This window comes from Pusillimonas sp. (genome assembly GCF_029263785.1).
GTDB lineage: Bacteria > Pseudomonadota > Gammaproteobacteria > Burkholderiales > Burkholderiaceae_B > Pusillimonas.
In genome coordinates this window covers 95,391-120,412 of sequence record NZ_JAJUFE010000003.1, presented here as the reverse complement: position 1 = coordinate 120,412, position 25,022 = coordinate 95,391, and the positions used below count along the sequence as shown (strand labels likewise).

General features: G+C 57.1%; 19 protein-coding genes and 1 tRNA gene. 12 read left to right on the top strand and 8 right to left on the bottom strand.

All coding sequences use genetic code 11. The features are described from left to right. Positions 1–420: DUF808 family protein (locus Q1J88_RS01830; protein ID WP_301115692.1), on the bottom strand; the 420-nt coding region annotated here is incomplete at its 3' end. A 118-nt stretch (positions 421–538) separates the two neighbouring features. Here Q1J88_RS01830 and Q1J88_RS01825 point away from each other — a divergent pair. Both Q1J88_RS01825 and Q1J88_RS01820 read left to right on the top strand, forming a co-directional pair. Next, positions 539–2,239 carry a VRR-NUC domain-containing protein gene (locus Q1J88_RS01825; protein ID WP_301115691.1) on the top strand — a complete coding sequence of 567 codons (1,701 nt, stop codon included), beginning with the start codon at positions 539–541 and terminating at the stop codon, positions 2,237–2,239. Continuing rightward, positions 2,236–4,539, top strand: coding sequence for an ATP-dependent DNA helicase (locus Q1J88_RS01820; protein ID WP_301115690.1), 2,304 nt, complete (start codon positions 2,236–2,238; stop codon positions 4,537–4,539). The genes Q1J88_RS01825 and Q1J88_RS01820 overlap by 4 nt, the downstream gene beginning before the upstream one ends. 9 nt (positions 4,540–4,548) lie before the next feature. On the opposite strand, the gene Q1J88_RS01815 is transcribed toward Q1J88_RS01820, so the two are convergent. Then, positions 4,549–5,115 carry a cupin domain-containing protein gene (locus Q1J88_RS01815; protein ID WP_301115689.1) on the bottom strand — a complete coding sequence of 189 codons (567 nt, stop codon included), beginning with the start codon at positions 5,113–5,115 and terminating at the stop codon, positions 4,549–4,551. After that, positions 5,112–6,080 (bottom strand): 5'-methylthioadenosine/S-adenosylhomocysteine nucleosidase, encoded by a 969-nt coding sequence (locus Q1J88_RS01810; RefSeq protein ID WP_301115688.1) that lies wholly within the window; start codon positions 6,078–6,080, stop codon positions 5,112–5,114. The genes Q1J88_RS01815 and Q1J88_RS01810 overlap by 4 nt, the downstream gene beginning before the upstream one ends. A 257-nt stretch (positions 6,081–6,337) precedes the next feature. Here Q1J88_RS01810 and pbpG point away from each other — a divergent pair, with 257 nt between their 5' ends. Next, positions 6,338–7,369, top strand: a complete 1,032-nt coding sequence (pbpG, locus tag Q1J88_RS01805; protein WP_301115687.1) for a D-alanyl-D-alanine endopeptidase — start codon at positions 6,338–6,340, stop codon at positions 7,367–7,369. Between the two features lie 61 nt (positions 7,370–7,430). Continuing rightward, positions 7,431–8,231, top strand: coding sequence for an NRDE family protein (locus Q1J88_RS01800; RefSeq protein ID WP_301115686.1), 801 nt, complete (start codon positions 7,431–7,433; stop codon positions 8,229–8,231). Here Q1J88_RS01800 and ypfH read toward each other — a convergent pair. Next, positions 8,203–8,952: an esterase gene (gene ypfH, locus Q1J88_RS01795; RefSeq protein ID WP_301115685.1), complete on the bottom strand. Its 750-nt coding sequence runs from the start codon at positions 8,950–8,952 to the stop codon at positions 8,203–8,205. The genes Q1J88_RS01800 and ypfH overlap by 29 nt on opposite strands. 130 nt (positions 8,953–9,082) lie before the next feature. On the opposite strand from ypfH, the gene imuA reads away from it, so the two are divergent. The 5 genes from imuA (at position 9,083) to Q1J88_RS01770 (ending at position 15,462) form a co-directional block, all read left to right on the top strand. Next, positions 9,083–9,811, top strand: coding sequence for a translesion DNA synthesis-associated protein ImuA (imuA, locus tag Q1J88_RS01790; RefSeq protein WP_301115684.1), 729 nt, complete (start codon positions 9,083–9,085; stop codon positions 9,809–9,811). Beyond that, positions 9,741–11,240 carry a DNA polymerase Y family protein gene (locus Q1J88_RS01785; protein ID WP_301115683.1) on the top strand — a complete coding sequence of 500 codons (1,500 nt, stop codon included), beginning with the start codon at positions 9,741–9,743 and terminating at the stop codon, positions 11,238–11,240. The genes imuA and Q1J88_RS01785 overlap by 71 nt, the downstream gene beginning before the upstream one ends. Before the next feature lie 3 nt (positions 11,241–11,243). Beyond that, entirely contained in the window at positions 11,244–14,438 is a 3,195-nt protein-coding gene (locus Q1J88_RS01780) for an error-prone DNA polymerase (RefSeq protein ID WP_301115682.1), read from the top strand. Between the two features lie 131 nt (positions 14,439–14,569). Then, positions 14,570–15,031, top strand: a complete 462-nt coding sequence (locus Q1J88_RS01775) for a GatB/YqeY domain-containing protein (RefSeq protein WP_301115681.1) — start codon at positions 14,570–14,572, stop codon at positions 15,029–15,031. Then, positions 15,028–15,462 (top strand): PaaI family thioesterase, encoded by a 435-nt coding sequence (locus tag Q1J88_RS01770; RefSeq protein WP_301115680.1) that lies wholly within the window; start codon positions 15,028–15,030, stop codon positions 15,460–15,462. The genes Q1J88_RS01775 and Q1J88_RS01770 overlap by 4 nt, the downstream gene beginning before the upstream one ends. 80 nt (positions 15,463–15,542) lie before the next feature. Here Q1J88_RS01770 and Q1J88_RS01765 read toward each other — a convergent pair whose 3' ends face one another. Together Q1J88_RS01765 and Q1J88_RS01760 are read right to left on the bottom strand one after the other, a co-directional pair. Further along, on the bottom strand, positions 15,543–15,941 hold the full coding sequence (locus Q1J88_RS01765) for a BPTD_2524 family lipoprotein (protein WP_301115679.1): 399 nt from the start codon (positions 15,939–15,941) through the stop codon (positions 15,543–15,545). A gap of 47 nt (positions 15,942–15,988) precedes the next feature. Continuing rightward, the gene (locus Q1J88_RS01760) at positions 15,989–17,068 is read right to left on the bottom strand and encodes an alkene reductase (RefSeq protein WP_301115678.1); all 1,080 of its coding nucleotides are present in this window, start codon (positions 17,066–17,068) and stop codon (positions 15,989–15,991) included. 92 nt (positions 17,069–17,160) lie between these two features. On the opposite strand from Q1J88_RS01760, the gene Q1J88_RS01755 reads away from it, so the two are divergent. Both Q1J88_RS01755 and Q1J88_RS01750 read left to right on the top strand, forming a co-directional pair. Next, the gene (locus tag Q1J88_RS01755) at positions 17,161–17,814 is read left to right on the top strand and encodes a TrkA family potassium uptake protein (RefSeq protein ID WP_301115677.1); all 654 of its coding nucleotides are present in this window, start codon (positions 17,161–17,163) and stop codon (positions 17,812–17,814) included. Positions 17,815–17,829: 15 nt separating this feature from the next. After that, a complete protein-coding gene (locus tag Q1J88_RS01750; protein ID WP_301115676.1) occupies positions 17,830–19,197 on the top strand; it encodes a potassium transporter TrkG in 1,368 nt (455 codons plus the stop codon). A 12-nt stretch (positions 19,198–19,209) separates the two neighbouring features. Here Q1J88_RS01750 and Q1J88_RS01745 read toward each other — a convergent pair whose 3' ends face one another. Continuing rightward, complete coding sequence (locus tag Q1J88_RS01745) at positions 19,210–21,624, bottom strand: mechanosensitive ion channel domain-containing protein (protein WP_301115675.1); 2,415 nt, start codon at positions 21,622–21,624, stop codon at positions 19,210–19,212. A 580-nt stretch (positions 21,625–22,204) separates the two neighbouring features. After that, positions 22,205–22,281 (bottom strand) — tRNA-Pro (locus Q1J88_RS01740). 181 nt (positions 22,282–22,462) lie between these two features. On the opposite strand from Q1J88_RS01740, the gene pgaA reads away from it, so the two are divergent. Beyond that, positions 22,463–25,015, top strand: coding sequence for a poly-beta-1,6 N-acetyl-D-glucosamine export porin PgaA (gene pgaA / locus Q1J88_RS01735; protein WP_301115674.1), 2,553 nt, complete (start codon positions 22,463–22,465; stop codon positions 25,013–25,015). Positions 25,016–25,022 lie beyond the last annotated feature (7 nt).

Here is a 25,022-nt window from a genome sequence, read left to right as displayed (position 1 = left end):
GCGCGATGGGGTATCGTTGCCAGCGGCGACAGGTTTACCGCTTATCGCGTGTCCGGCGCCGTGCACGCTGGCAGATCCCTTTCGGTGTGTCAGCGAATGGATTATTTTTTCCGCACCTTCATAGCACAGGTACAGGCCTCCAAGCATCAGAATGGGATTTATTGCGGCGGGGACGACGGCGCTTATCAGCAATGCCAGCGGAACAATGATGATCTTATTGAGCACCGAGCCCTTTGCCACGGCCCACACAACGGGTAGCTCACGCCTGGCGGCCACCCCATTGACCTGTTCAGCATTGAGCGCAACATCGTCCCCCAATACGCCCGCGGTCTTCTTGCCGGCCAGCTTCGTCATGGACGCGACGTCATCCAGAATACTGGTGATGTCGTCCAGCAACATCAATAGCCCGGTTCCTGCCATTTTTCTCTCCGCCCCTGATATGAGGTAAAAAGCCGCTGCAGCGAAGGGGCAGCGACCCCCCTGCCAGTCACCGAGGCCAGGCGCTGATATACTGTTCAAATACACAGTCTTGTTAATCATGGCCCGGCAGCTCGAAAACCCCTTCTATTACCTCGACAACTTCGAGTTCGTACTGAACTGGGTCGACCAGCGATATCCAGACGTCCTGTCCCGCGAAGAACTCGCGTTCATCCAGCAATATCGGGGCCTGCCCAAGCAGGCGCGCGCGCTGTTGGCCCGAATGGTAATGCGCCGTGGCACATTCTTTCGCCACAGCAAACTTGAATATTCTGAAATTGGCTGCACGAAAACGGCGCTGCAGCCTTTGGCCGACGCCGGTTGGGTAGACACGAGTCCTGCGCTCGATCTGAAGCATCTGTTTGCGCTGTTCACCAAATCTGAATTGGCACATGTGTTCCAAAGTAAGGGCGTGACGAGCTCCATGCCAAAAGCTGCCATGTTCGAGCACGTGGCCCAGCTCGCGGCGACTGAATGCGCTGAGGCGGCCGGCGCGGCTCCAGTCCCGCACAGGTCAGGAAACCACGGATCGCAGCCTTTGCAGGCCTGGTGGCCCGATTCAGGCGATGCGATCTACGAACTGCGCATCATGCCTCTTTGCGATCGTATCCGCCTTATGTTTTTCGGGAATCTCCGCCAGGACTGGAGCGAGTTCGTCCTGGCTGATCTGGGCTTGTATCAATACGAGCCGGTTGCTTTTTCGCTTTCATGCCGTGCCCTTGAAAGCCGGGTCGATCTCGAAAATTACATGCACCTGCACGTGTGTTCCGAGCGTTTACTGGCCGGCGAGGCTCCCGAAGTCATCCTGTCTGATGTACCCACCCAGCCCTATCCCAATTCTTGGCTTGAACGGCGTCGCTCCAAGTTGCTGTTTCGTCTTGGTCAGGCTTTCGAGCGAATGCAGCGGTGGCAAGACGCATTAGCAGCCTATGAATCCAGCGGCCATCCCGAGGCCAGGATGCGGCGTGTTCGGGTGCTCGAACGCGATGAGCGGTATGCAGACGCATTGTTCCAAGCTGACGCGGCTCTGGCCGATCCCGGCAATGACGCCGAAGCTCAGTACTTTTCTCGCATGCGTCCACGGCTGCAGCGCAAGCTGGGTTTGCCCGCTCAAACCTGCCCTGCCACCGTACCCGACTCTTTCCAGCTTCAAGTCGAATTCACCGATGACTCAGTTGGCATCGAAGAGCGAGTGCGACGAGCGCTGCAACAGGAAGAGGCACCTGTTCGCTATGTCGAGAACCTCCTGGTCAATGGCCTGTTCGGACTTCTGTGCTGGGACGTCATTTTTGCGCCTTTGCCTGGAGCCTTCTTTCACCCCTTTCAGCGCGGCCCGGCCGATCTTCACACTCCAGAATTTGTAGTGCGCCGACAAAAGATGCTCGACGCTCGCCTGGCAGAGCTGGATTCGGGCCTGTATCGGCAAACCATAATGCAAAACTTCAAGTCCAAACTGGGGCGTCAGTGCGCTTTCGTGCATTGGCCGGCACTGGACGAAGAACTCCTGCAAATGGCGCTGGAATGCATGCCGGCCGTACATCTCAAAAAGATTTTCAAGCGACTGCTCCGCGACATTCCGGGAAATCGTTCGGGTCTGCCTGACCTGATCCAGTTCCTGCCGGCTGAAAAAAACTACCGCATGATCGAAGTCAAGGGGCCTGGCGATCGATTACAGGACAATCAGCGCCGCTGGCTGGCCTATTTCCAGGAACACGGCATGCCGGTTTCGGTCTGTTTCGTCAGTTGGGCAAGCAAACCATGACCTATGCCGTGTCGGTGCGTACCCTGTGCGAGTTCGCAGCGCGGCGGGGCGACCTTGACCTTCGCTTTCATCTGGCCCCCAGCGGTCAGGAGGGTGTTGCGGGGCATCGCATCGTCATGGGCCGGCGCAGCGCTTCGTATCAAAAAGAGATCGCATTGGAATTGCAGCACGGGTTGTTGCGGGTGCGTGGGCGTGCCGACGGTTACGATCCTGATGCGGGTCGGCTGGAAGAAATAAAGACTTATCGTGGTCGCCTGCGTGACATGTCGGCCAGCCAAAGTCAGTTGCACTGGGCCCAGTTGCGACTGTATGGCCACATGATGTGCCAGAAGCTGGCCAAGGACGAAATTGAGCTTGCTCTCGTGTATTTCAATGTCACCACGGGCCGCGAGACTCTGCGTCGCGAAACCCGCAGCGCAGCAGAACTCCAGGTGACATTCAACGCTTTGTGCACCGAATTCCTGCAATGGGCCGAGCAGGAGTTGAGGCATAGACAAGAGCGCGACGCCGCCTTGAACAGCTTGCAGATGCCTTTTGACTCGTTTAGAACGGGGCAGCGTACTTTGGCCAAGGCTGTCTTTCGCGGAATTCGGGACGGCGAACATCAAGCCATTCAAGCACCGACGGGCATCGGAAAGACGATGGGCACCCTGTTTCCTGCATTGAAGGCCATGGCGGTCGAAAGTGCCGGCAGCACGCTGGACAAAGTGTTCTTTCTCACGGCCAAGACTTCGGGCCGCGAAGTCGCACTTCGGGCAGCAAGGATGATGCTGGATTCAGACGCCCCTTCCCTGCGAGTTCTAGAGTTGGCCGCCCGCGAGCAGGCTTGCGAACATCCAGACAAACAGTGCCACGGTGACAGTTGCCCAATGGCGAGGGGGTTTTATGACCGGCTCGCAAGTGCCCGGGAAACTGCGCTGAAACAAGGGCTTCTCGACCGGGCCACTCTCCGTGAGGTCGGGTTGCGGCATGCCGTATGTCCATACCATCTGGCCATGGAACTGGTGCAATGGTGTGATGTGGTTGTGGGCGACTACAACTACTATTTCGATGTCGGTGCGACCTTGCATGCCCAGACGTCCACCCAGCAATGGCGGGCAGGAGTTCTGGTTGACGAGGCCCACAATCTTGTTGAGCGAGCGCGCGCCATGTATACGGCCACACTCGCACGCGAAGAACTCAAGGGCCTGTCGAATCTCGATGACCGGCTCGGCAGCGCATTGGCACAAGTCGATCGAGCCTGGAGTGACCTGCTTGCTGATCAAACCGAGCCGTATCAGTGCCACCCAACCTTGCCTCAGGCCTTTATCCAGGCGTTGCGGGGTGCGTCGGGAGTCATTTCCGATCAGCTCGACAAGCTGGAGCAAGACGGTCACGACAGAGTCCTGCGCTTTTATTTCGATGTGCAGCTCTTTTTGCGCTTGGCAGAAGGCTTCGGGAATCACTCGCTATTCGAAACGACGATTCCCGTGCTCACTCAAGGACATTCCCGGACCGAATGCAGTATTCGCAATGTCATGCCTGCTCCCTATCTGAAGCCCCGCCTTGATACCGCACATGCTTGCGTGCTTTTTTCTGCCACCTTGCAGCCCCGACGTTTCTATTCAGACGTATTGGGATTGCCCGATACGACCAGGTGGACGGAGGTGGATTCGCCCTTTAGCGCAGACCAGCTTGATGTTTGCATTGTGGGCGACATCTCTACTCGATGGGCCGACCGGCAGACGTCTCTGGCGCCAATGGCGCATACCATTACCAGCCAATACGCGCGCCGGCCTGGCAATTACCTCGTTTTTGCCAGCAGTTTTGACTATCTGCACCGTCTGGCCGAGGCAGTAAATAGCATGCAGCCCGACATTCCGACCTGGTTGCAGGAACGTGGTCGTGACGCTGCAGCAAGAGCCGCGTTTCTCGATCGTTTCCAGGCGGGTGGCTGTGGTATTGGTTTTGCCGTCCTTGGAGGAATCTTCGCCGAAGGAATCGATTTACCCGGGGATCGCCTGGTGGGGGCGTTTATCGCTACCCTGGGTCTGCCACAGTGGAATCCTGCCAACGAGGCATTGCGAGCCTGTCTCGAACAAAACTTCGCGGGTCGTGGATACGACTACGCCTATTTGTACCCGGGTCTGCGCAAAGTGGTGCAGGCGGCCGGACGCATCATACGCACACCACAGGATCAGGGTGTCGTCTATTTGATGGATGACCGATACAATCGGCCGGCCGTGCGCGGTTTGTTGCCATCCTGGTGGCGTGTTCAAACGGTTCGGTCCCCGCGGAAAGATCAGTTCGCGAAGAGCTAGTTGCGGCGGTCAGCCTTCAGGTTTTCCCTGGCCACCCGGGGCCAGCCTGTGGATCAGCTCGGCATGGCGGGGGTGCTGCCGGGCCAGTGCCTGCGAGTCGGCCAATTCGAATTCCGTAAACTCAAAGCCGGGTGCCACGGTGCAGCCAACAAGCGCATACGGGTTGGGCTCGGCCGGCATGCCACCCTGCCGGCCTTGACTTGACGGGTCGGCATCGAAAGCCAGTTGCGCCGCGAACCAGTGTCCCGCGTGCACCACAGCCTGGAAGGAACAGGAGGCATCGTTTTGGGGGTTGCCCAGACGGTGGGTAGTGAGTCCGCTATCGTTAAGCACGTAAATATTCAAAGGCGAACCCGCGTAGAAATGCCAGAGCTCATCCGAAGCGATTCGATGCCAGGCAGAAAAGTTTCCCGACTCGAGCAGATAGTAGATGGCAGTGGAGGCGCTGCGCTCACGGGCATCGACCCGAACACTCATGCCGCTGCGATAGGTTTCGCGGTAGAAGCCGCCCTCGGGATGCGGCTGCAGGCCAAGTTGCCGGATAAGGCGTTCTGCAGGGGTCTCGGTGTACTTCATTCATCTATTTCCTTCCAGGCCTTGAAAAATTCCAACAGTACACGCGTTGAGTTCTCGGCAGCCAAATTGAGGAAGGTGTGAACCTCTTCGGCACCATCACCGCCCCCTGCCAGGTCACTTAACGATCGAAACGCGATAAATGGGACCCCATTGCTGTAGGCCACCATTGCACACGCCGCGCTTTCCATATCCACGACGTTGGCATTGAAGCCGGTGTGCAGGTGTTCACGCAGCTGCACATTATCCACAAACACGGGGCCTGACACGCCATTGCCCCCTATGACCAGAGAGGGTTGATGAGTCAGGCACTTGCCCTCGGCGTCACACTTGCGCAGGTCGAGCGCCTTGATACGTTGCGCGACAGCCAGCAAATCCGGGTCAACCTCAAACCAGAATTTTTCATGGAGTGTCGGGTTGGAGGCGCTGCGCACCATGACGGGTCGGGTAAAAAACATCCCGAAACCCGGAGCGTCCACCCTGCCTCCCACTCCCATGACGTCATAGCGGCCAGGTTCGCTTTCGAGTGCGGCGATCGTCTCAAGATATTGTCCCCATTGATCAACCACAGTGACGTCACCAATATTCAGATCAGGATTGACGCCGCCCGCAACGCCGCTGAAGAGAATGTGGCTGACATTGAATCGGTCGATCGCCAATTGCGTATTCATAGCAGCGTTGATCATGCTGACACCGCTCAGCAATACAACGACAGGCCGTTCTTCGAGTGTCCCGGTAAGAAATTCCACCCCATTGATGGTATGGCGGTCGACGCCTTGCAGCAGGCCTCGCAATATTGATACTTCGGGTTCAAATGCCGAGATGATTGCAACCCGTGCAGTATCGTCAAAACGACTGGCAGATTGAGCCTGACTGTAGCCTGTCACCGCCAGGAACAGCATCAGCGTACAAAGTCCGCTCAGTATCCGGCTCAGTAAAGACCTTTTGCTGTTCGCCGTCGCGCTCATTGTGTTTATCCGGGGCAAGTTTCATTGCGGGATATTGTACGGGTCAATTTGCGTTCATTGACTGCCGACAGCCCTCCCATGGCCGCCTTGCCTGACTACCGGTTGCTTGCGATTGCACGGAATCCCACTGAACGGCATCGGCACTCCTCAAAATATCAAAAACCGCTTTAACTTACGAATGTAACCCTATAAATATATTGGTGATTTTAGAGTTATCTGATAAGATCGCTTTCAGTTTTCGTGAGACAGAATTTGCCATGCCCATCTCCCTTCCCCGATCTGTGCTGTCTTGCTCTGTGGCCGCCCTGCTATTGACTGGTGCGTTCGTGACCGAACGAGCTCATGCGCAAGACCCGGGAGCCTCAGCGTACAAGGTGTCGGCAAATTCCAAAGCGGCCACGCTGGCGAAAAGACAGAGTCATGCATTGACGAATTCGTCTCAGGGGGGCGTCATCCAGGTTGCGTTGAGGCAAAGTCGGCTCGACACCTCGGTCCCTCCGCCCAAGCAACAGTCCCCGGCCTCCAGCACTCGACTGGCTCAACTGCGGTCAGAAGTTGCCTTTGTGCAGGATCTCTCCAGCTCGACCATTCTGTACGAACAGAATAGCGATGAGGCCCGTCCCATCGCTTCAATATCCAAGCTCATGACAGCGCTGGTGGTGGCAGAGGCCGGTTTGCCCATGGACGAAAAACTGACTATCACCGACGAAGATGTCGATCGTGTGCGGCATTCTCGATCGCGGCTCCGTGTGGGTACGCAGCTTAGTCGTGGCGACATGTTGCATTTGGCCCTGATGTCGTCAGAGAATCGCGCGGCGCACGCCTTGGGACGCCACTATCCCGGCGGCATGCCCGCGTTCGTGCGAGCCATGAACGACAAGGCCCGGGCGCTGGGAATGCGCAACACGCGCTTTGTCGAGCCAACGGGATTGTCAGAGAATAACGTGTCGACCCCGCGCGATTTGGTCAAATTGCTGCGTGCAACTCAGCAAGAACCCCTGATCCAGAAATACTCTACCAATGAAAGCTATCAGGTCACCGTCGGCAACGGGCGCACTCTCAAGTACAACAATACCAATCGTCTGGTAAAGAACGATAATTGGGACATCCAGCTTTCCAAGACCGGCTTCATCAACGAAGCCGGTCAATGCCTGGTAATGGTAGCGCGGATAGGTGGAAGAGACTTGGCCATCGTGCTGCTCAACGCAAGTGGCAGCTATTCCCGCATTGGCGACGCAGTCCGGCTGCGCAACTTTGTCGAAAAAGAGACCAATCTGGCCATGCTGTAGCCCGCCTGGCATGTCAAAGGCCGGCTTTGCAGGGTTGCGGTAAGCTAGCCCAGTCTTTTTTTTGTCCATCTGCCTTATGTGCATCGCTTATCTGGCCATCGGCGCCCATCCTGATTGGCCCTTGTTCATTGCTGCCAATCGCGACGAGTTCCATGCTCGCCCCACCACTTCGGCCGCCCCTTGGCCGACCTGTCGGGACGTCTTGGCTGGTATGGACAACGTGGCGGGGGGTACCTGGCTTGGAATAACGCGTCAGGGAAGATTCGGCCTGCTCACCAACTTTCGTGATATGTCTTACGATCCCCAGGCGGCGTCCCGGGGAGCGTTGGTGGCCGATTATCTGACCGGCCGGACGCCGGCGGGCGACTACGCCAGTCGGGTAGCGTCAGATGGAACCCGTTATAACGGCTTCAATCTTATCGTCGGAAATCTCGATTCGGCCTATTACGTTGCTAATAGACGCGAGGTTCACGAGGCTGTCTTGCTCGATGCGGGGCGATATGTATTGTCGAATCATCTGCTCAATACGGCGTGGCCCAAAACGCAACGCTTGAAGGAAAGGCTGGACGATTTTCCTCTTGAGCGACTTGCAAGATCGCTGAACCCGGTTTTTGAGATTCTCAAGGACCAGACAATTGCCGATGACGAACTCTTGCCCAGCACGGGGCTTTCTTTGGAGCGTGAGCGCCTGCTAAGCAGCCCCTTCATCATCAGCCCCGAATACGGTACCCGCTGCTCGACAGTGATTGCCGTAAATCGTGATGGTCGCGGCTTTTTCAGCGAAATTACCTACGACCGGCAAGGTGTGGCTGGCGAGCGCCATGACTGGCCGTTTAATGTAGTGTCGGACTCGGGGGCATGAGGTTGTCCGGATCGATTTCGTCGTTATCCGGGTCGTTTTTCAGTTCTCCCAGAGCTGCTTTCCAGCTGCGTAAAGGTATGCAGGTTTGAAGCCGGTAAATAGCTTGCCTGATAAGCGCATCGTGCAGCTCGTGTCCGACCTGAGAAGCGATATCCAGTGTAGTGTCGCCTTGCAGTTCGGCCAGATGCTGATGGGTTTCTTGCAGGAACATCAATGGCATGATCGGGTCGTTTTCGCCGTGCAAAAAATGCAGTGTTGTAGCGGGCGGAGCCATATCGGGCAGTTTTGCGTAACTGCCTGAAAAGGCCACGACACGTCCTGCCAGATCAAACTGTGTGTGTACGGCTTCGAGTGCAATGGTGGCGCCTTGACCAAAACCCACCAGTGCGGTGTGTTCTCCTTCGAGCCGGTATTGTCGTTGAATGCGCTGGATGAAGCTCACGAGCGCAGGCAACGCGGCTTTGACCCGTTCGACGTAGTTTTTTTCGTTCAGATCGTTCTGGTCAAACCAGTGACGGATTTCATCGCGAGTGTGCAGGGGCGCGTATGGCAATACAACCATGCTTTGAGGAAAGGCCTGCTTGATGGATTGAGTCAATTGAGCCAGTTGTGCCGGTGAAGCGGCGTCGTCGTGAAGCAGGACGAATAGTTGCCTGGGCGCGCCCTGGGCGGGCACGTAGATCAGGGGCATTGGATCGGTAGGGCCGTAGGATGTAGTCATGAACAATAATTACCCTTATGGTGCATAACCTTAGATTAGCAGTTAAATCTTTGTGACAAATCCAGAAACTGGACGGAAAGTGCGATTCCATTAGAATATACTGTATATATAAACAGTATTGGTCGCACTCATGAAGCACACTTCTCCTTTATTGCTGCGCCATCCCGAACGTATCCATCCGGCTCTGTGGAAAGGCTCCCAGCTCGCGCAGGCACAGCGCCTCACGCTTTCTACCGGCTATGCCCAGCTCGATCGCGAATTACCGGGCGGTGGCTGGCCTATCGGGTCCTTGATCGAGCTTACCCTCGAACGTGCGGGCATTGGCGAAATCGCTTTGCTGCAACCGGCCCTGGCCCGATTGGACAGCAAGCGTCGCATCATGTTCATTCAACCGCCTCATGTGCCCCACCTGCATTGCTGGTCGGCCTGGAAACTTCCGCCTCAACCCCTGTGGATCCACACAGCCTCCCTGCGTGACACCCTTTGGGCCTGCGAACAGACCCTTCGGCATAACGCCTGCTCTGCCCTGCTTTGCTGGGCCTCGGGCGCCCATCCTCAAGAATTAAGACGCCTGCATGTGGCCGCCAGGCAAAGCGATACCCTTTTTATCATGCTGCGTTCGTCGGTCGAAAGTCGTCAGCCTTGTGCTGCACCGTTGCGGCTTGGATTACGGTCAGCTTCCCACGGTTTGCAGGTACAGGTTCTCAAACGTCGCGGACCAGTGTGCGAGCAGGCCATTCCCATCGCCCTGTATCCTCAACGCGCCTATTCCGGCGCAGGTTCCAAGCATGTCTCTCTGGATCAGCCTTCATCTGCCCTTTCACAGTCTGGACGCCGTCTTTCCGCTGTGGAGCACTAAAGGGCTTGCGGCAGCCGTTCTTGATCAGGACCAAGTATGCGCCCTGACACCAGAAGCCCAAGAAGCGGGCATCGTGCCCGGCATGCGACGCGGCACGGCTGTGGCTCTGGCCCCTGATGTCCTGTTGCGTCGACGGGATCTTCAGGCCGAGGCCGACGGTTTGCGGCAGGCTCTGCTTTGCTTGTTGCAATACACGCCGGACATCGCGATTCTTGATCCGCATTCGTTGGTCATGGATATTGCCGCCAGCCTGACACTGTTTGGCGGTCCGCGGGCCTTGTGGCGTAACGTGTGCCGCTCCTTGAAGGGGTTGGGGCTTACCACACGATTGGCCATGGCTCCTACGGCTCAGGGCGCCTGGGCCCTGGCGCTGCAAACACAATCCCGGCAACGTCGTGTGCTCAGACCACGCACCCTCACCAAACGGCTTGATTCCCTGCCTGTCGACAGCCTGCCGGCCTTGCTCCCCTGGCTTGAGTGGATCCACGAACTGGGCTGTTTCACCCTGGGTCAATTGCGTCGTTTGCCTCGCAAGGGGCTTCAGCACCGCACCCGCCCCGAAGTCATCCAAACCCTGGATGCTGCCTATGGGTCCAGCACCCCCCTTTACACCTGGGCATCGCTGCCCGAAACCTTTCAGCAGCGTTACGAAACCCTGCAGCGCCTGGAGCATGTGCACGCTGTTCTGGGTATTGCCCATGTGCTTGTCGAACAGCTTTGTGGCTGGTTGCAAGCCGGGCACAGTGCTGCAGATCAGCTGGTTTTCTTGCTGCATCACGAGAAAGGCCGTCATGCCCGGCCTCCCAGCCGCTTGATGCTTTCTCTGTCTCAGGCGGGCTGGCGCCCTGATGATTTTCTGCCTGCATTGGCCGAACAGTTCAATCGAATGGTACTGGTCGATCACGTTATCGCCGTTGAACTGATTGTTGAACAAACCTGCGAGCGAACGCCGCACAATCCGGGCCTGTTCCCTGAGCCTGCCCAATGGGCACGGCAAGAAAACCATTTGCTCGATCTGCTGCGGGCGCGATTGGGTGAAGATCGTGTCTTGCAACCCAGACCGGTTGCCAGCCATTTGCCCGAGGTTGCCAATCGCTGGACACCAGCAGGTGCAATCGTGCAGGCAAGCAAGCATTCCTCCGGGCAGGCCGCCTCTGCAACACACCGGACGCCCCTGCAGAACAGACCCTTCTGGCTTCTTGATCCCCCTGTGGCCCTTGATGTGCAACAGAACAGTCCTTTTTATCAAGGCCGCAGGTTACGCCTGATTCAAGGGCCGGAGCGTCTCGAAAGCGGCTGGTGGAGCGACGAAGGACATCAGCAACGTGATTATTTCATCGCCCAGGATGCCCAATATGCCCGCTACTGGATATATCGTCAGCGCGCATCCATAAGCGCCCGTTGGTTTTTGCATGGTTTGTTCGGATAGCACATGCCAGATCATCTGCCCGATTATGCCGAGCTCGATTGCATTTCAAACTTCAGCTTCCTGAAAGGTGCTTCTCACCCACACGAGCTGGTACAACAGGCCGCCAAACTGGGCTACAAGGCCATTGCGCTGGCCGACGAATGCTCGTTGGCGGGTGTGGTGCGCGCGCATATCGAAACGCTCGAGCATCAGATTCACCTGATTATCGGCAGCCGTTTCACCCTGGATGCAGGCTCGTCCAACGAACTGCAAATCATTGTCCTGGCGCGTGATGCCCAAGGCTACGCCAATCTTTCCGAGTTCATCACGCTGGCGCGTACCGGCGACACGACAAAAGGCCACTATGCAATAAGCCTGCAAGACATCCGGCGTCCACCGCAGGGTCTGGAACACCTGTGCGGCCTGCCCGGCTGCCTCATTATTTTCAAACCTGCCTATTGTCCCGAGCCCCACCTTTTGCACCAGCAGCTGCTGCATCTTCGCCAGACGTTTCCACAAGGCTTCTGGCTAGGGCTGTCCTTGCATCACCGTGATGACGATGCCCGACATATCGAAACCCTGTGGCATGCGGCGCGGAAACATGATCTGCGCATCGTGGCTACAGGCGATGTCCACATGCACGCCCGTTCGCGACAGCCTTTGCACGACACGCTGACGGCCATTCGTCTGGGAATCCCCATTTCGCAATGCGGTCATGCGCTGGCTTCCAACGCCGAAGCTCATCTGCGCAGTCGCCTGCGCCTGTCGCAGCTTTATCCGGCAAGCACCTTGCAAGAAACCCTGGCCATCAGCCGGATGTGTCGCTTCAGTCTGGACGAGATCAAATATCAATATCCACGTGAAACTGTTCCTGCGGACATGACTCCCGAGCAGTATTTGCGTCAGGAAACCTTTATCGGTGCCCGCAAGCGGTATCCTTCCGGCATACCGGCAAAAGTCCAGGCCCAGCTTGAAACCGAATTGAGCATCATCGCTACGTTGCGCTACGAGGCTTACTTCCTGACTGTCTATGACATCGTAAGGTTTGCACGCAGCCAGAACATACTTTGCCAAGGCCGAGGTTCCGCTGCCAATTCGGCGGTCTGTTATTGCCTGGGCATTACCGAGGTCAACCCCGACAACGGCAATAATCTGTTTGCGCGTTTCATCAGTGTCGAGCGCAACGAGCCGCCCGATATCGACGTGGATTTCGAGCATCAGCGCCGTGAAGAGGTCATCCAATACATTTATCGTCGATACGGACGAAAACGGGCCGCCCTGGCAGCGGTCGTCATTACTTATCGTACACGCAGTGCCCTGCGCGATACCGGAAAAGCATTGGGTGTCGAACCTGATCTCATCGACAAGGTCACCAAATCATGTCGCCATTGGGATGGCAAGGGCGACCTCATGCGCCAAATGAGCGAGCAAGGCCTGGATGTCGAGTCACGGCTGGCCCGGCAGTGGGCGGCCTTGGCGCAAGCCTTGCGCAGCTTTCCCCGCCATCTTTCACAGCATCCGGGCGGCTTTGTGCTGGCTGATGACAATCTGGCTCGGCTGGTACCCATCGAAAACGCCGCCATGCCCGAACGCAGCGTTGTCCAGTGGGACAAAGACGATCTGGACGCGCTTCGAATCATGAAGGTTGATGTGCTGGGCCTGGGCATGTTGTCGGCGTTGAACCGCATGCTGGCGCTGGTGTCCAAACGACGTGGCCGGCCCTTTACCCTGGATGAGCTTCGGGACGACGACGGGCCTACCTTCGAGATGATCCGTCGCGCTGACACCATTGGTGTCTTTCAGATCGAGTCTCGCGCCCAGATGAGCATGTTGCCGCGTCTGAAGCCCAAAGAGTTTTATGATCTGGTCGTGCAGGTGGCCATCGTAAGGCCGGGTCCCATCCAGGGGGGTATGGTGCACCCTTATCTGCGCCGCCGAAACGGTGAACCGTTCACCTACCCCCACCCCGATATCGAAAAGATACTCAGACGCACACTGGGGGTTCCTATTTTTCAGGAACAGGCCATGCAAATTGCCATCACTGCCGGCGGCTTTACGCCCGGCGAGGCCGACGAGCTGCGCCGCTCGATGGCGGCCTGGCGCCGTAAGGGCGGTATCGGCCCTTTTCATGCAAAACTCATCAACGGCATGAAAAAAAACCAGTACCCCGAAGACTATGCACAAGCCATTTTCAGGCAGCTTGAAGGCTTCGGCGAGTATGGGTTTCCCGAAAGCCATTCAGCCAGTTTTGCCAAGCTGGCTTATTTCAGTGCCTGGTTCAAATGCCATGAGCCCGAAGCCTTTCTGGCTGCCCTGCTCAATTCCCAGCCCATGGGTTTCTATTCATCGAGCCAGCTCGTGCAAGATGCGCGCCGCCATCACGTTGAGGTCTTGCCGGTAGACGTTACGGCCAGTTCTTGGGAAACCAGTCTGGTCCTGCCGGACGATCAGGCTTGTACACCCCATGCCAGGCGCTCCGTTCGTTCCCAAACTTCTTTCAGATCTTCCTTGCGTCCCGCCGTGCGGCTTGGCTTCAATCAGATAAAGGGTTTTTCAAAAGAGGCCGGTTTACGCATTGAAGCCGCACGCCAGCACGGCGCCTATCGTGATCTGCATGATCTGGCTGTACGGGCTTCGCTTGACCGTGCCGAACTCGAGCGCCTGGCCGGGGCTGACGCCTTGCGTTCGCTTGCCGGTCACAGAAGACAGGCCCGGTGGCAGGCTTCAAACCCACCCCTGAAAGGTTTGCTGAAGGACGCACCCATCCGCGAAACTGAAGCGCCTTTTCTGGAACCAGCAAGTGAAGGCGCAGAGGTACTGGCCGACTACAGCAGCTTACGGCTCACATTAAGACGCCATCCCCTTGCCCTGCTGCGCAAGCTGCCTGAACTAAAACCTTTTTCGAGCGCTGCCCAGCTTGCGCGGCATCCGGATGGGCGTTTGGCAAGAGTCTGCGGGCTGGTCACCATGCGGCAGCGTCCACAAACGGCTAACGGCGTCATTTTTGTGAGTCTCGAAGATGAAACCGGCATCGTCAACGTAATCGTTCGGCCGCAAGTGGCAGAACGTCAACGCCTGCCTTTGCTGCAATCTCGCCTCATGGCTGTGCATGGCGTCTGGCAGCGTCACGAAGGTGTCTGTCACCTCATGGCCGGACGGCTCGTGGATCTGAGCCATTTATTGGGTACCCTGCCCATTCATAGCCGGAATTTTCATTAGGCATAATGCTTCGACGCATGGACACCAGATTGTTAAAATGAATCAGACACGGCGACTTCATTCCAAGTATGGTCCAGTCGCTTAAAGTGTGCATGGCGTATCCGCCCTAACCCAAATTCCAGGAAATCACCATGAGCAATACGCTCAAGACCAGGTTAAGCGACGAAGTCAAGGCCGCCATGCGTGCCAAGCAAAGCGCTCGCCTTGCCACCTTGCGCTTTCTTCAGGCTGCCATCAAGCAAAAAGAAGTCGATGACAGACGCGAGCTGGACGATGCCGAGATAACCGCCATCATCGAAAAACAGGTCAAGCAACGCCGCGAATCCATAGCCGCATTCGAGCAGGCGGGCCGCACTGAAACTGCCGAGCAAGAAAAAACCGAACTTCAGATATTGCAGGAGTTCCTGCCCGAGCAGGCCAGCCCCGAACAGATTGACGCCGCGATTGACCAGGCCGTCAATACGGTCACGGCACAAGGTACGACAGGTCCCGCAGCAATGGGCAAGGTCATGGGCCTGCTCAAAACGTCTTTAGCGGGGCAAGCTGATATGTCCCAGGTCTCCGCCAAGGTCAAGGCACGTCTTAACCCATGAGCAGTACCTCGTCTCAACATCCAGGGTCCGAGAGCCCGGATTACTTCGGGCTAGAGATCCCGTTCATGGCTTCTCTGGGCCTGGTTCCCGAACATCTGTCAACCGACCTGGCCCGTACCCGCCTGCCACATCGTCCCGACCTGGTAAACAGCCGGGGCGACGTACACGGCGGCGCCCTGATGAGCGCCCTGGACTTCACCCTGAGTGCTGCCGCACGCGCGCATGAAGCCAATACGGGCATGGCAACCATCGACATGACAACCCATTTTTTGGCGCCCGCCCGCGGCACAGTCATTTTTGAAGCGCGCTGCCTCAGAATCGGCAGGTCACTGGCATTTTGTGAAGGTCAGGCTCGCGACGAGACCGGCACACTCCTGGCCACGGCCAGTGCCACGTTTAAAATCGTAAGACGAAAACCCGGTTCAGACTGACACCCGGGCCTGCGGTTGAGCCGAAGTCATGCGAAGAATTGTCTGAAGATTCGTGCGCAGGGGCGCGCGCTGTGCAAACACTACATATACACGTGACAGACTGACGCATCCATACGGATCGATTGTTCCATCGCGTTAAGCGCGTCCTGGTTCCATGAGCCCTTGCCCGACACCGTCTGCACGACTTCGGTGTGTTTCGCGTCGACTGCCTTGAGCACAGTGCGCGCATATTCGACACCGATAATCGGATCGACGATCGAAACGACGCCCGATCGCATATCGGGATCGATCTGGCTGCGGACTTCGGTGGTACTTTCGCCGCGCTGGCACTCTCGAGCCTGGTTCTCGGCTCGCATATATACCACCTGATAACTGTGCGGCACGGTAAACGATACGCTGGGTGAGCTACCGTCGTTGCGAATACCCAGTGCGCAGCCGGCAAGCAGGCTTGTCGCCAGCACCACAGTCCATGCTTTCATGAAATTTCTCCACCTTGGGGTCTATCTTTATTATTGGAATGATACCTCTAGGCAGAAACTTCGGGAGCAACGCAAGCCGACATACAGGGATAATCGGTATAGCCTTTTGGCCCATCGCCGTAGAACGTTGATGGATCCCACGCATTGAGCGGCAGATCTTCGCGCAGACGACGAACCAGATCGGGATTGGCAATAAAGGCCCTGCCAAACGCTACGGCGTCGGCCAGGCCTGAGTCGAGCAGCTCTTGGGCACTTTCGAGATCGTGACCGTCGTTGGCAATGACGGGGCCACCAAACAAGCTCTTGATGGTACCCAGCAGACGATCAGGCCCTGCCGCTTCACGCACAAAAAGAAACGCCAGTTTGCGCTGACCCAGTTTCTCGGCCACATAGCTATAAAGCGCCTTGGGATTCGTGTCGTACATAGAGTGCGATGGGCCGCCCGGCGACAAATGCACGCCTACCCGATCGGCACACCATATGCCCACACATGCGTCGACGATCTCGAGCAGCAGACGCGCACGGTTGGCAATCGAACCGCCATAGTCGTCGGTACGCTGATTTGAGCCGTCATGAAGGAACTGATCGATCAGGTAGCCATTGGCGGCGTGTACTTCAACGCCGTCAAATCCCGCTTCTTTGGCATTGCGGGCCGCTTGCGCAAAATCGGCCACGACACCGCGGATTTCGTCGATTTGCAGTGCACGGGGCACGACATATTCACGCTTGGGCCGCAGGAGGCTGACATGCCCTTCACACGGGATGGCGCTGGGTGCCACCGGAATCTCGCCATTGAGATGTTCGGGATCCGACACCCTGCCCACATGCCAAAGCTGCAGAAACATCTTGCCACCCTTGTCATGAACGGCCTGAGTGATTTTTTTCCAGCCTTCGACTTGGGCGTGACACCAGATGCCAGGTGTATTGGGGTATCCAACTCCTTGCGGCGAGACGGAGGTGGCTTCCGAAACAATGAGTCCTGCGCTGGCGCGCTGGCAATAGTATTGCCGCATCAATTCGTTAGGTACACGTCCGGGAGCGGCGCGCGTGCGAGTAAGCGGCGCCATCACGATGCGATTCTTCAAATCGACGGCGCCGAGGCGAACGGGCTCGAACAGACTGGTCATATGCAAGTATTATTAAGGAAAACCCTAGTACACATAAAATTAACATAGTTCGCCCGGATATACTCGTTGAATTCAATTTCAATGATAAAAATATGGCGCAATTCGCTGTGCTGGGGCTAGGCCGATTTGGGTCCGCCGCCTCTCAAGAACTGATAAAGCTGGGACACTCAGTATTGGGGGTCGATGCCGACAGCAAACTCGTGGCCAAGTACGCAGACGACCTGACCCGGGCCGTGATTGCCGATGTCACCGACAAACAGGCATTGGACGAACTTGGTGTCGACACGTACGATGTGGTGCTGGTGGCGGTTGGCAACGATATCCAGACGAGTCTGCTATGCGTGGTGCAGCTCAAAAGCCTCGGAGTCAAGTCCATCTGGGTCAAGGCGTCGTCTCATGCTCATCATCTGATCCTCAACAAGCTGGGTGTCGACCGCATCATTCATCCCGAAGAAGAGATGGGCATACGCATTGCCCAGGCGCTCAGCTATCCCATGGTCGAAGACTATATTTCGCTGGGCAATGGCGAATTTGTCGTCGAAATTCATGTCAGTGACCAACTGGACGGCATGAGCATCAGCAAGCTGCTTCAGAACACGCCCTCTTCCATCCACGTATTGCTTGTCAAGCGCCGGGCAGAAATCACGGTCCACCCGCCTGCCGAGTTCGAGGTACGCGGCAATGACGTTCTGGTGCTACTTGGGCAACTGCACGCCCTCAAGGCCATCGCGCCCAAACTTGCCTGACAGGTCCGGATAGCAATGCGTCTTCTACAACTCTGGCCCGGCTACGATTCCTACCGGCGGCTACGGAATCGCGGAGTTTTCAGTGCGAGTCCGCCCATGGTGCTGGCCGGGGGATTTGCTGTCCTCATCCTGATCGGGACCGTGCTGCTCTGCCTCCCTTTCGCGGCAAATAAACCATTGGGATTTTTCACAGCCCTGTTTACCGCCACATCCGCGGTGACCGTAACCGGGCTGAGCATTCTTGGCCCGAATGAGTACCTGTTGCCCTTTGGGCATACGGTTGTAGCCGCACTTGTGCAGGTCGGCGGCCTGGGATTTGTGACGCTTACTGTAGTTGCCGCCCTGACCCTCGGTAAGAAAGTATCGTTGCAGTATCAAACTGTCGCTCTAGAGGCGTTTGATCAGACCAGCGTGTCAAAGATCCGCTCGACGGCCTTTCTGGTGTTCAAGCTCAGTGCTGCAATCGAAATCATGGGCATCCTGATATTGACTGCCTGGTGGACGCCGGTGTCCGGGTTCCTGAACGCCTTGCCCGAAGCGGTCTTTCACACGGTGATGGCATTCAATAACGGCGGAATGTCTTTGCCTGCAACGAACATGGCTCATCACCTTGGCGATCCGATCACTGTTCTGGCTACAACCGCCCTGATTATCCTTGGCGGACTCGGTTTTTCCGTGATCAACGATGTGCGGCGCAAGCGTCAGTGGGCCTTGCTGGCTCCCTATACCCGCGTCATTCTGCTGGCTACGCTGCTCTTGAATATCTCTGGCTTCATGTTGATCTGGGCTTTTGAAGCCGGCAATCCCGACACACTGGGAGGTCTTTCGGGACATGCCCAGGCATTGACAGCGTGGCTTCAAAGCGTTGCGTCTCGCACTGCCGGTTTTCACAGCCTCGACCTGGTTTACCTGCGCGACGAAACCACACTTGTGCTGATGCTGCTGATGTTCATTGGCGGCGGGTCCTTGAGTACGGCCAGTGGCATCAAGGTGGGAACGTTTGTCGTACTCCTTGTCGCCGCATGGTCCTATATCCGGGGTCGCCGCGAGGTAGTGCTGCTTCGGCGCACTGTGTCACCCGATGTCGTGCAAAAGTCCCTCGCCCTGCTCCTGGTAACCGGCGCCCTTGCCTTCATGGCTACCCTGATCATGTGCTTCATCGAAAAAGCCCATTTCATTGATGTGCTGTTCGAAGTGATTTCGGCACTGAGCACGACCGGGGCTACCAGAAACCTGACTCCCGGCTTGTCGGCCCCCAGCCATGTCCTTTTGATCGTGCTGATGTTCGTGGGCCGGGTTGGCCCACTGACCCTGATCTATAGCCTGAGCACGCAGGGTTACAGTCGAGTCCGGCATCCCGAGGCTCATTTCCATGTGGGATGAAACGCTTGCAGCCTAGGCAGACGGCGCTTGCTTAGGCTCAAGCGTATCGCCGCCTTCCTTGCTGGACTCAGTCTTGCGCTCGAAAATGGAAAGCCCTTCCGCATCACCTGGTTGCGGCTTGGCAAAATGAAGCACCGTCTGTGGATATGGCAGATCGATACCTGCAGCCGCAAATCGTTTGCGAACAAGACGATTGAACCCACGTTGCACGGCCCATTGCATCCCCGGTACCGTCTTGATAAGCACGCGGATGTTGTAGCCCCTTTCATGCAAGGACGTCACTCCCGGGATCTCGATGTCGCCCAATACCATTCCTGCCAGTTCCGGGTCTTCCATGAACTCCGCAAATGCGTCGTGCAGGTGACGGATCGCTTCGTCCACATCGGCGCCATACGCAATGGCGTATTCACCATAGTGATAGCCAAAGTCGCGCATGTGGTTGGAAACCTTGTCGATGGCCGAAAAAGGAATGAGGTGGAAGCCACCGTCCAGCGTTCGGATGCTGACCGAACGAATGGTGATTTTTTCGACAGTACCGAATATACCGGCCACCTCGACCACATCGTTATGGTTCATCCCGTTCTCGAGCTGGATGAACACGCCCGTGATGACATCCTGAACCAGCTTCTGCGCGCCAAATCCTATTGCCAGTCCCACGACTCCCGCTCCTGCAATAAGCGGTCCGACATCGACGCCTATTTGGGACAGCACGACCAGCACCGTCATGGTCACAATGACAAACAAGGCGGCGCTTCGAAACAGGGAAAGCAGGGTCTTCTGGCGCTCCGTGGTCTTTCCAGTGGAATCGTCGTTGAGCCGGCTTTCGATAATGCTGGCTACGATCGTCCATACACCCAGGGCAAAAAGAAGGATCACGGCTACGCGGACCAGGGTGGCTACTGCCTGGCGCCCTTCCGGCGAATACAGCCAACTGCTCAGATTGAATGCTCGCCATGCATCCAGCACCAGAAGCAGGGCCACGACCAGGATGACCCCGCGAAGTAAACGGATGGCGCTTGGCACATAGGAATTGAGTCGACGCTCCAACAGCGGTAGCCGGCTTCTAAGATCTGGCGACACGGCGATGGGCCGTGCCATCAACGACGACAACCCCGCCGCAAGCAGCGTCGCAATGCCGACGATGATCAGGGTTCGCAACGTAGCCTGGGCAATGAAGGGCAGTGCCTCTTGTTGGTCCATTTGTGTGGCTATCAGCAACGCGGTGAAGTAAGCCAGACCCACCCAATGCCACAAGCGGCCTGCAACGCGATACAAGGTCGAGAAGAAGGCATTCGATGCCGTCTGGGCGCGCTGTTCGAGCCTGCTGCGAACGTCTTTGCGTCTGTGCCAGATGACTTTTACGGCATATATGTAAACCCCAAGCATGATGAACAACCCGGCCAACTGGGCGACGGATGGCGTAAGCATCTGGTAAAGCACGGGAACCGCTACCAGCATCCCGTAGCCTGTAATGCTGATGATCCGTTGCAGCCACTGGCTCCAGTACTGCGCACTTTCATTATCCATGTGCCACAGACGCAGATGGGGATGACGTTCGGAAAACACAGCGCGACATAGCGAACGTGCCAGTTCAATCGCTACAAAGGCGCTTACAAAGATGAGGGCCAGCATGATGGACGTGCGCCACTGTTCCTGAATGAACAAGGCCAGTACGTACCCCAGCAATGCCGCTAGCAGGATCGCGCCGGCGTCAATCGCCAGGGCACCCAAAATGGCGCCCACGCGCGGCGTCAGGCGAATGTGCTTGTGTCGACCCGTCGCATGTGCACCATATTCGGTGTCCGGCTGGATCGGCTGGCTTCGCTGCACCCAGGCATCCAGACGGCGAAAGAACAATCCCGCTATCATCCTGAACACGCCGAAGGCGAGCAAGGTGGCCGCAATGACCAATGCGAAGTTCAGCAAGCGCGAACGCCACTGCTCTGCAGTCATGCCGTGAATTCCGTCGCCCGCGAACAGACCTCGAAGCATTACGGCTGTATCGGAAAAATCTTCTGCCAACCCTGCTGCGAATTCTTGCAGCGCTCCTGCTACGCCGCCCAAGGGGTCGTCCGCGTCGTCAGGCGGTACGGCCGTATGTGCCTCGGAGCCGGACTCAGAGAGTATCGACGGCCCTGGCTGAGCGGTATCGTTCTGCCGGGCAAGATGGCGCAGTTGGTCAATCAGGGCGTTCCGGGATTGCTCATTTTCGAGCAAGTCGGCGATAACGCCATAAGACGGCGAGCCCAGCTCAGCCGGCGAGGGCCCGGAGGGAGACACCGCGGTGTCGGGGGAGCTGGGTTGGGCGCTGCTTGTGTCCTGAGCCAGGGTCATGGCAGGTACGCACAGCATAAACACAATCAAAAAGACACTGAACCATGGCTGAAGGATGTCAGAGACAACATCGATACCGTTGCGACAATTCAAACTGAGCCCCCTTTTTTTATGTCCGAACGGCTGCAACGGCCGCGCCATCGCAGTTACCCTTCAAGGGTAACATCGACTCAAGTGACGAAGAACCCTCGGCTGCCCGCTCAAGGCTTACCTCGACTTGAAACACAATAGACACGAGCCAAGGACGAATCGGCCGGACCGGGCCCCACAAACGAACGCCCCAGAAACCACTTGATTCGAAGGCGCGCATATTACGGGTGATAACAAGCTGTACAGCTTTTGCAATAAACTGCTGCAAACCTGAAACTAGTGTGTGAAGCTTTAACCTGCAACTTTCAGCTTTTGAGCACGTCCCGTCTTCATGAACAGCATGCCAGGCTCTGGGTTGCTCAAACCTGGGCAACCAAATGGCTGGTGTGTCTTATGGTGTTTTTATACGGTCCGCCCAACGGCTTTATTCCTCGGACTCACGCCAAAGTCTGGCTCCCGGCAATAAAAAAACGGGCCTGCAAATAGTTTGCAAGGCCCGTTTTTTGCTGGTGTCTGCCTTGGTTTTCGATAATCGAAACCAAGCGTCAAGCTTGTTGGTGGTATCAAGCTTTGGGGAAATTCTTGGTCGGGACGGAGTGATTCGAACACTCGACCCCTTGCACCCCATGCAAGTGCGCTACCAGGCTGCGCTACGCCCCGATAAAGAAAAAGATTCTAGCACATATTTTTAAAGCGGGTAAAGCGCGCGTTTGGCTACCGTGCAATCCGCCTACCTTGATCACGGCTGTCTTCCGGACCCAGATTACGTCGTACGGCTCATGTACCGGTGTAGCACTTTGTCTAACATTTGCACCAGGGGTAAACATGAGGGGGAGGTCCAATGAGCCGTGCCGTCCAGAAAAAATCAGACATGTTGTCGACGGCACGGCCACGGGCTTGGCGTAATGCAACGCTCAAATGCGTAACGACCTGCCTGTTGGTCACCGCGGTACTGCCAGCCCTGGCGCAAACCGCAAGCAAACGCGATCATTACCAGCAGGTTATCGAAGCAGCTCGCGCAGGCCGCCATGACTGGGCACTGGAACGTCTGGCCGAACAGGCCGCGCTTGAACCCGACAATTTGCGCATCAAATATGACCAGCTGATTATCACCGGCTGGACGGGTCGTTCGGCAGAGGTCCTGCAGCTATATCAGAATCTCCCGCCGAACGCCCTGCCCTTGCCGCGTGCAGCGCTATCGGCGGTAGCAAGAGCGTATCGCGACGAGCATCAATGGACGTCGGCGCTGGAGTTGTACCGCGAGGGTAAGCAGCGCTTTCCGGGTAATAAGGATTTCGATCTGGGTGAGACCCTGGTTCTGGCGGACTCGGGTGAAGCTGATGTGGCCCTGCAAAGCGCGACGCAATTGGTGAACCGGTCACCGCGCGATCCATCGCGACTTGTCGCACTGAGTTATGCGCTTCGATTGAACAACCAGCCTTACGCGGCACTGGAAGCGGCGACCAAGGCTTACACGATCGCGCCAAAAAATCGTTCGGTCGTAGAAGAATACATCAGTGCTCTGTCGGCCGCCGGATTATCTGAGGCCGCCTTGCGAACCGCACAGGGTCATGCAGAGCTGGTCCCGGAATCACGGCTACGCTCCTTGCAGCTGGATCGCGCGGCTGAACTGACCCGCCTGTCGTCGCAAGAAGCTCGTCAAGAATCCGAGCGCTTCAAAGTCGCGACCAGGGCTCTTCAGGCCTACGACTCATTGACAGTGGAGCCAAGCCCGTTCTCCCCGCCTGCTGATCCCGTAGCACCAACGGAATCGCGCGCGTTGCCGGAAGCCGTCGTCAAGCGTGCCCGGGTCGATCGGCTGCTTGCCCTGCACTCCAGGGTTCGCATGCAGGACGTGGTGGCGGAGTATGAGAACTTGCTTGCCGAAGGCATCGAGGTTCCCAGCTATGCCCTGGGACATGTCGCCGACGCCTATCTCGAGCAACGTCAACCCGAAAAGGCTGCGCAGCTTTATCTGCAAATTCTCAATGATGAACGTGCTCATATTGACCCGGCGGTCCGCCTCAGTCGGCAATCAGGTCTGTTCTATTCCTACATTGAGTCAGAGCAGTTTGACGCTGCCCAAACTGTAATGTCCGAGGCATTGATTGAGCAGCCCGCCTGGCGCTGGCAAAAAGGTACTCCCTTGCCGCAACCCAATGACCTGAACCTCGCCGCAAGCCAGTATGTCGCGATGGGTCACCATTACGCGGACGACCTGGAGCAAGCGCAGGTGGACATGGAAGCGCTGGTCGCACGGGCGCCGGGCCACTCGGGCTTGCGCAGCTCGCTGGCACAGGTGTACCTTGCGCGCGGCTGGCCTCGCCGGGCAGAAGAAGAACTCAAGCTCGCCGAGACGCATACGCCCCAATCGATCCAGGTCATTACAGAGCAGGCGCGCACCGCAATGAATCTGCAGGAGTGGGAGCAGGCGGACATACTCATCCAGAACGCTGTCGGCCGCTATCCGGAAAACCTGCATGTGCAGCGCTTGCTCAGGGACTGGGAGCGACATAATAGGGCCGAACTACGCCTTTCAGCAACGCGGGGCTTGGCTGGTGACAGCCCGGTGGCCGGTAATCACGATCTGAATATAGATACCGTCATCTATTCACCTCCAGTCGCCTACAACTGGAGGGGCTTTGCAGGCGGAGGATTTGCGCAGGCCGACTTCGATGATTACGACGCAGACTATCACTGGTATCGCGGCGGCGCCGAGTGGCGTAGCCGTAATCTGACCGCCGAAGCCGAAGTCTCATCCAACCATTACGGTCAGGGTGCCAAGGTCGGAGCGCGGATCCAGGCAGATTACGATCTGAACGACCAGTGGCGCATTGGTGGGCAGGTTGCGTTTCGTTCCCGGGAAACGCCTTTGAAGGCATTGGCCAACGACATTACGTCCAATCGCCTGGATGCGTATGTCAGGTGGCGAGCGAGCGAGCGACGCGAATGGAGCTTCCGCATCTCTCCCTCGAAATTCAGCGACGGAAACCGGCGCCTTGAGCTGGGAATAGCGGGTAATGAACGAGTTTACACCGCGCCACACCTGAAGCTGGACGCGCACCTCGATATAGCGGCTTCGCACAATACGCTTGGCGAGACGCCCTATTTCAACCCCCGCGCCGACCTCACGGTACTGCCCTCGCTGTCGCTTACTCACACCGTGTACCGACGTTATGAAACCGTTATCGAGCAACGCTTCACGCTCGGCGGCGGCTTGTATTCGCAACGGGGCTATGGATCGGGCGCGATAGCAATGCTGGGCTACGGCCTTCGATTGCGTCTGAATGAGCGGCTTGATGCGGGAGTCAGCATTTTAGGGGTCAGCCGTCCCTATGACGGCGTACGTGAACGTGAAGCCCGGGTCATGTTTGATCTTCAATTTCGATTCTGAGACATAA

What these genes read in the sequence shown, in the direction of transcription:
- Q1J88_RS01825 (WP_301115691.1), top strand. Translation starts at nt 539, where the DNA reads ATGGCCCGGCAGCTCGAAAACCCCTTCTATTACCTCGACAACTTCGAG.
- Q1J88_RS01820 (WP_301115690.1), top strand. Translation starts at nt 2,236, where the DNA reads ATGACCTATGCCGTGTCGGTGCGTACCCTGTGCGAGTTCGCAGCGCGG.
- Q1J88_RS01815 (WP_301115689.1), bottom strand. Translation starts at nt 5,115, where the DNA reads ATGAAGTACACCGAGACCCCTGCAGAACGCCTTATCCGGCAACTTGGC.
- Q1J88_RS01810 (WP_301115688.1), bottom strand. Translation starts at nt 6,080, where the DNA reads ATGAGCGCGACGGCGAACAGCAAAAGGTCTTTACTGAGCCGGATACTG.
- pbpG (WP_301115687.1), top strand. Translation starts at nt 6,338, where the DNA reads ATGCCCATCTCCCTTCCCCGATCTGTGCTGTCTTGCTCTGTGGCCGCC.
- ypfH (WP_301115685.1), bottom strand. Translation starts at nt 8,952, where the DNA reads ATGACTACATCCTACGGCCCTACCGATCCAATGCCCCTGATCTACGTG.
- imuA (WP_301115684.1), top strand. Translation starts at nt 9,083, where the DNA reads ATGAAGCACACTTCTCCTTTATTGCTGCGCCATCCCGAACGTATCCAT.
- Q1J88_RS01785 (WP_301115683.1), top strand. Translation starts at nt 9,741, where the DNA reads ATGTCTCTCTGGATCAGCCTTCATCTGCCCTTTCACAGTCTGGACGCC.
- Q1J88_RS01780 (WP_301115682.1), top strand. Translation starts at nt 11,244, where the DNA reads ATGCCAGATCATCTGCCCGATTATGCCGAGCTCGATTGCATTTCAAAC.
- Q1J88_RS01775 (WP_301115681.1), top strand. Translation starts at nt 14,570, where the DNA reads ATGAGCAATACGCTCAAGACCAGGTTAAGCGACGAAGTCAAGGCCGCC.
- Q1J88_RS01770 (WP_301115680.1), top strand. Translation starts at nt 15,028, where the DNA reads ATGAGCAGTACCTCGTCTCAACATCCAGGGTCCGAGAGCCCGGATTAC.
- Q1J88_RS01765 (WP_301115679.1), bottom strand. Translation starts at nt 15,941, where the DNA reads ATGAAAGCATGGACTGTGGTGCTGGCGACAAGCCTGCTTGCCGGCTGC.
- Q1J88_RS01760 (WP_301115678.1), bottom strand. Translation starts at nt 17,068, where the DNA reads ATGACCAGTCTGTTCGAGCCCGTTCGCCTCGGCGCCGTCGATTTGAAG.
- Q1J88_RS01755 (WP_301115677.1), top strand. Translation starts at nt 17,161, where the DNA reads ATGGCGCAATTCGCTGTGCTGGGGCTAGGCCGATTTGGGTCCGCCGCC.
- Q1J88_RS01750 (WP_301115676.1), top strand. Translation starts at nt 17,830, where the DNA reads ATGCGTCTTCTACAACTCTGGCCCGGCTACGATTCCTACCGGCGGCTA.
- pgaA (WP_301115674.1), top strand. Translation starts at nt 22,463, where the DNA reads ATGAGCCGTGCCGTCCAGAAAAAATCAGACATGTTGTCGACGGCACGG.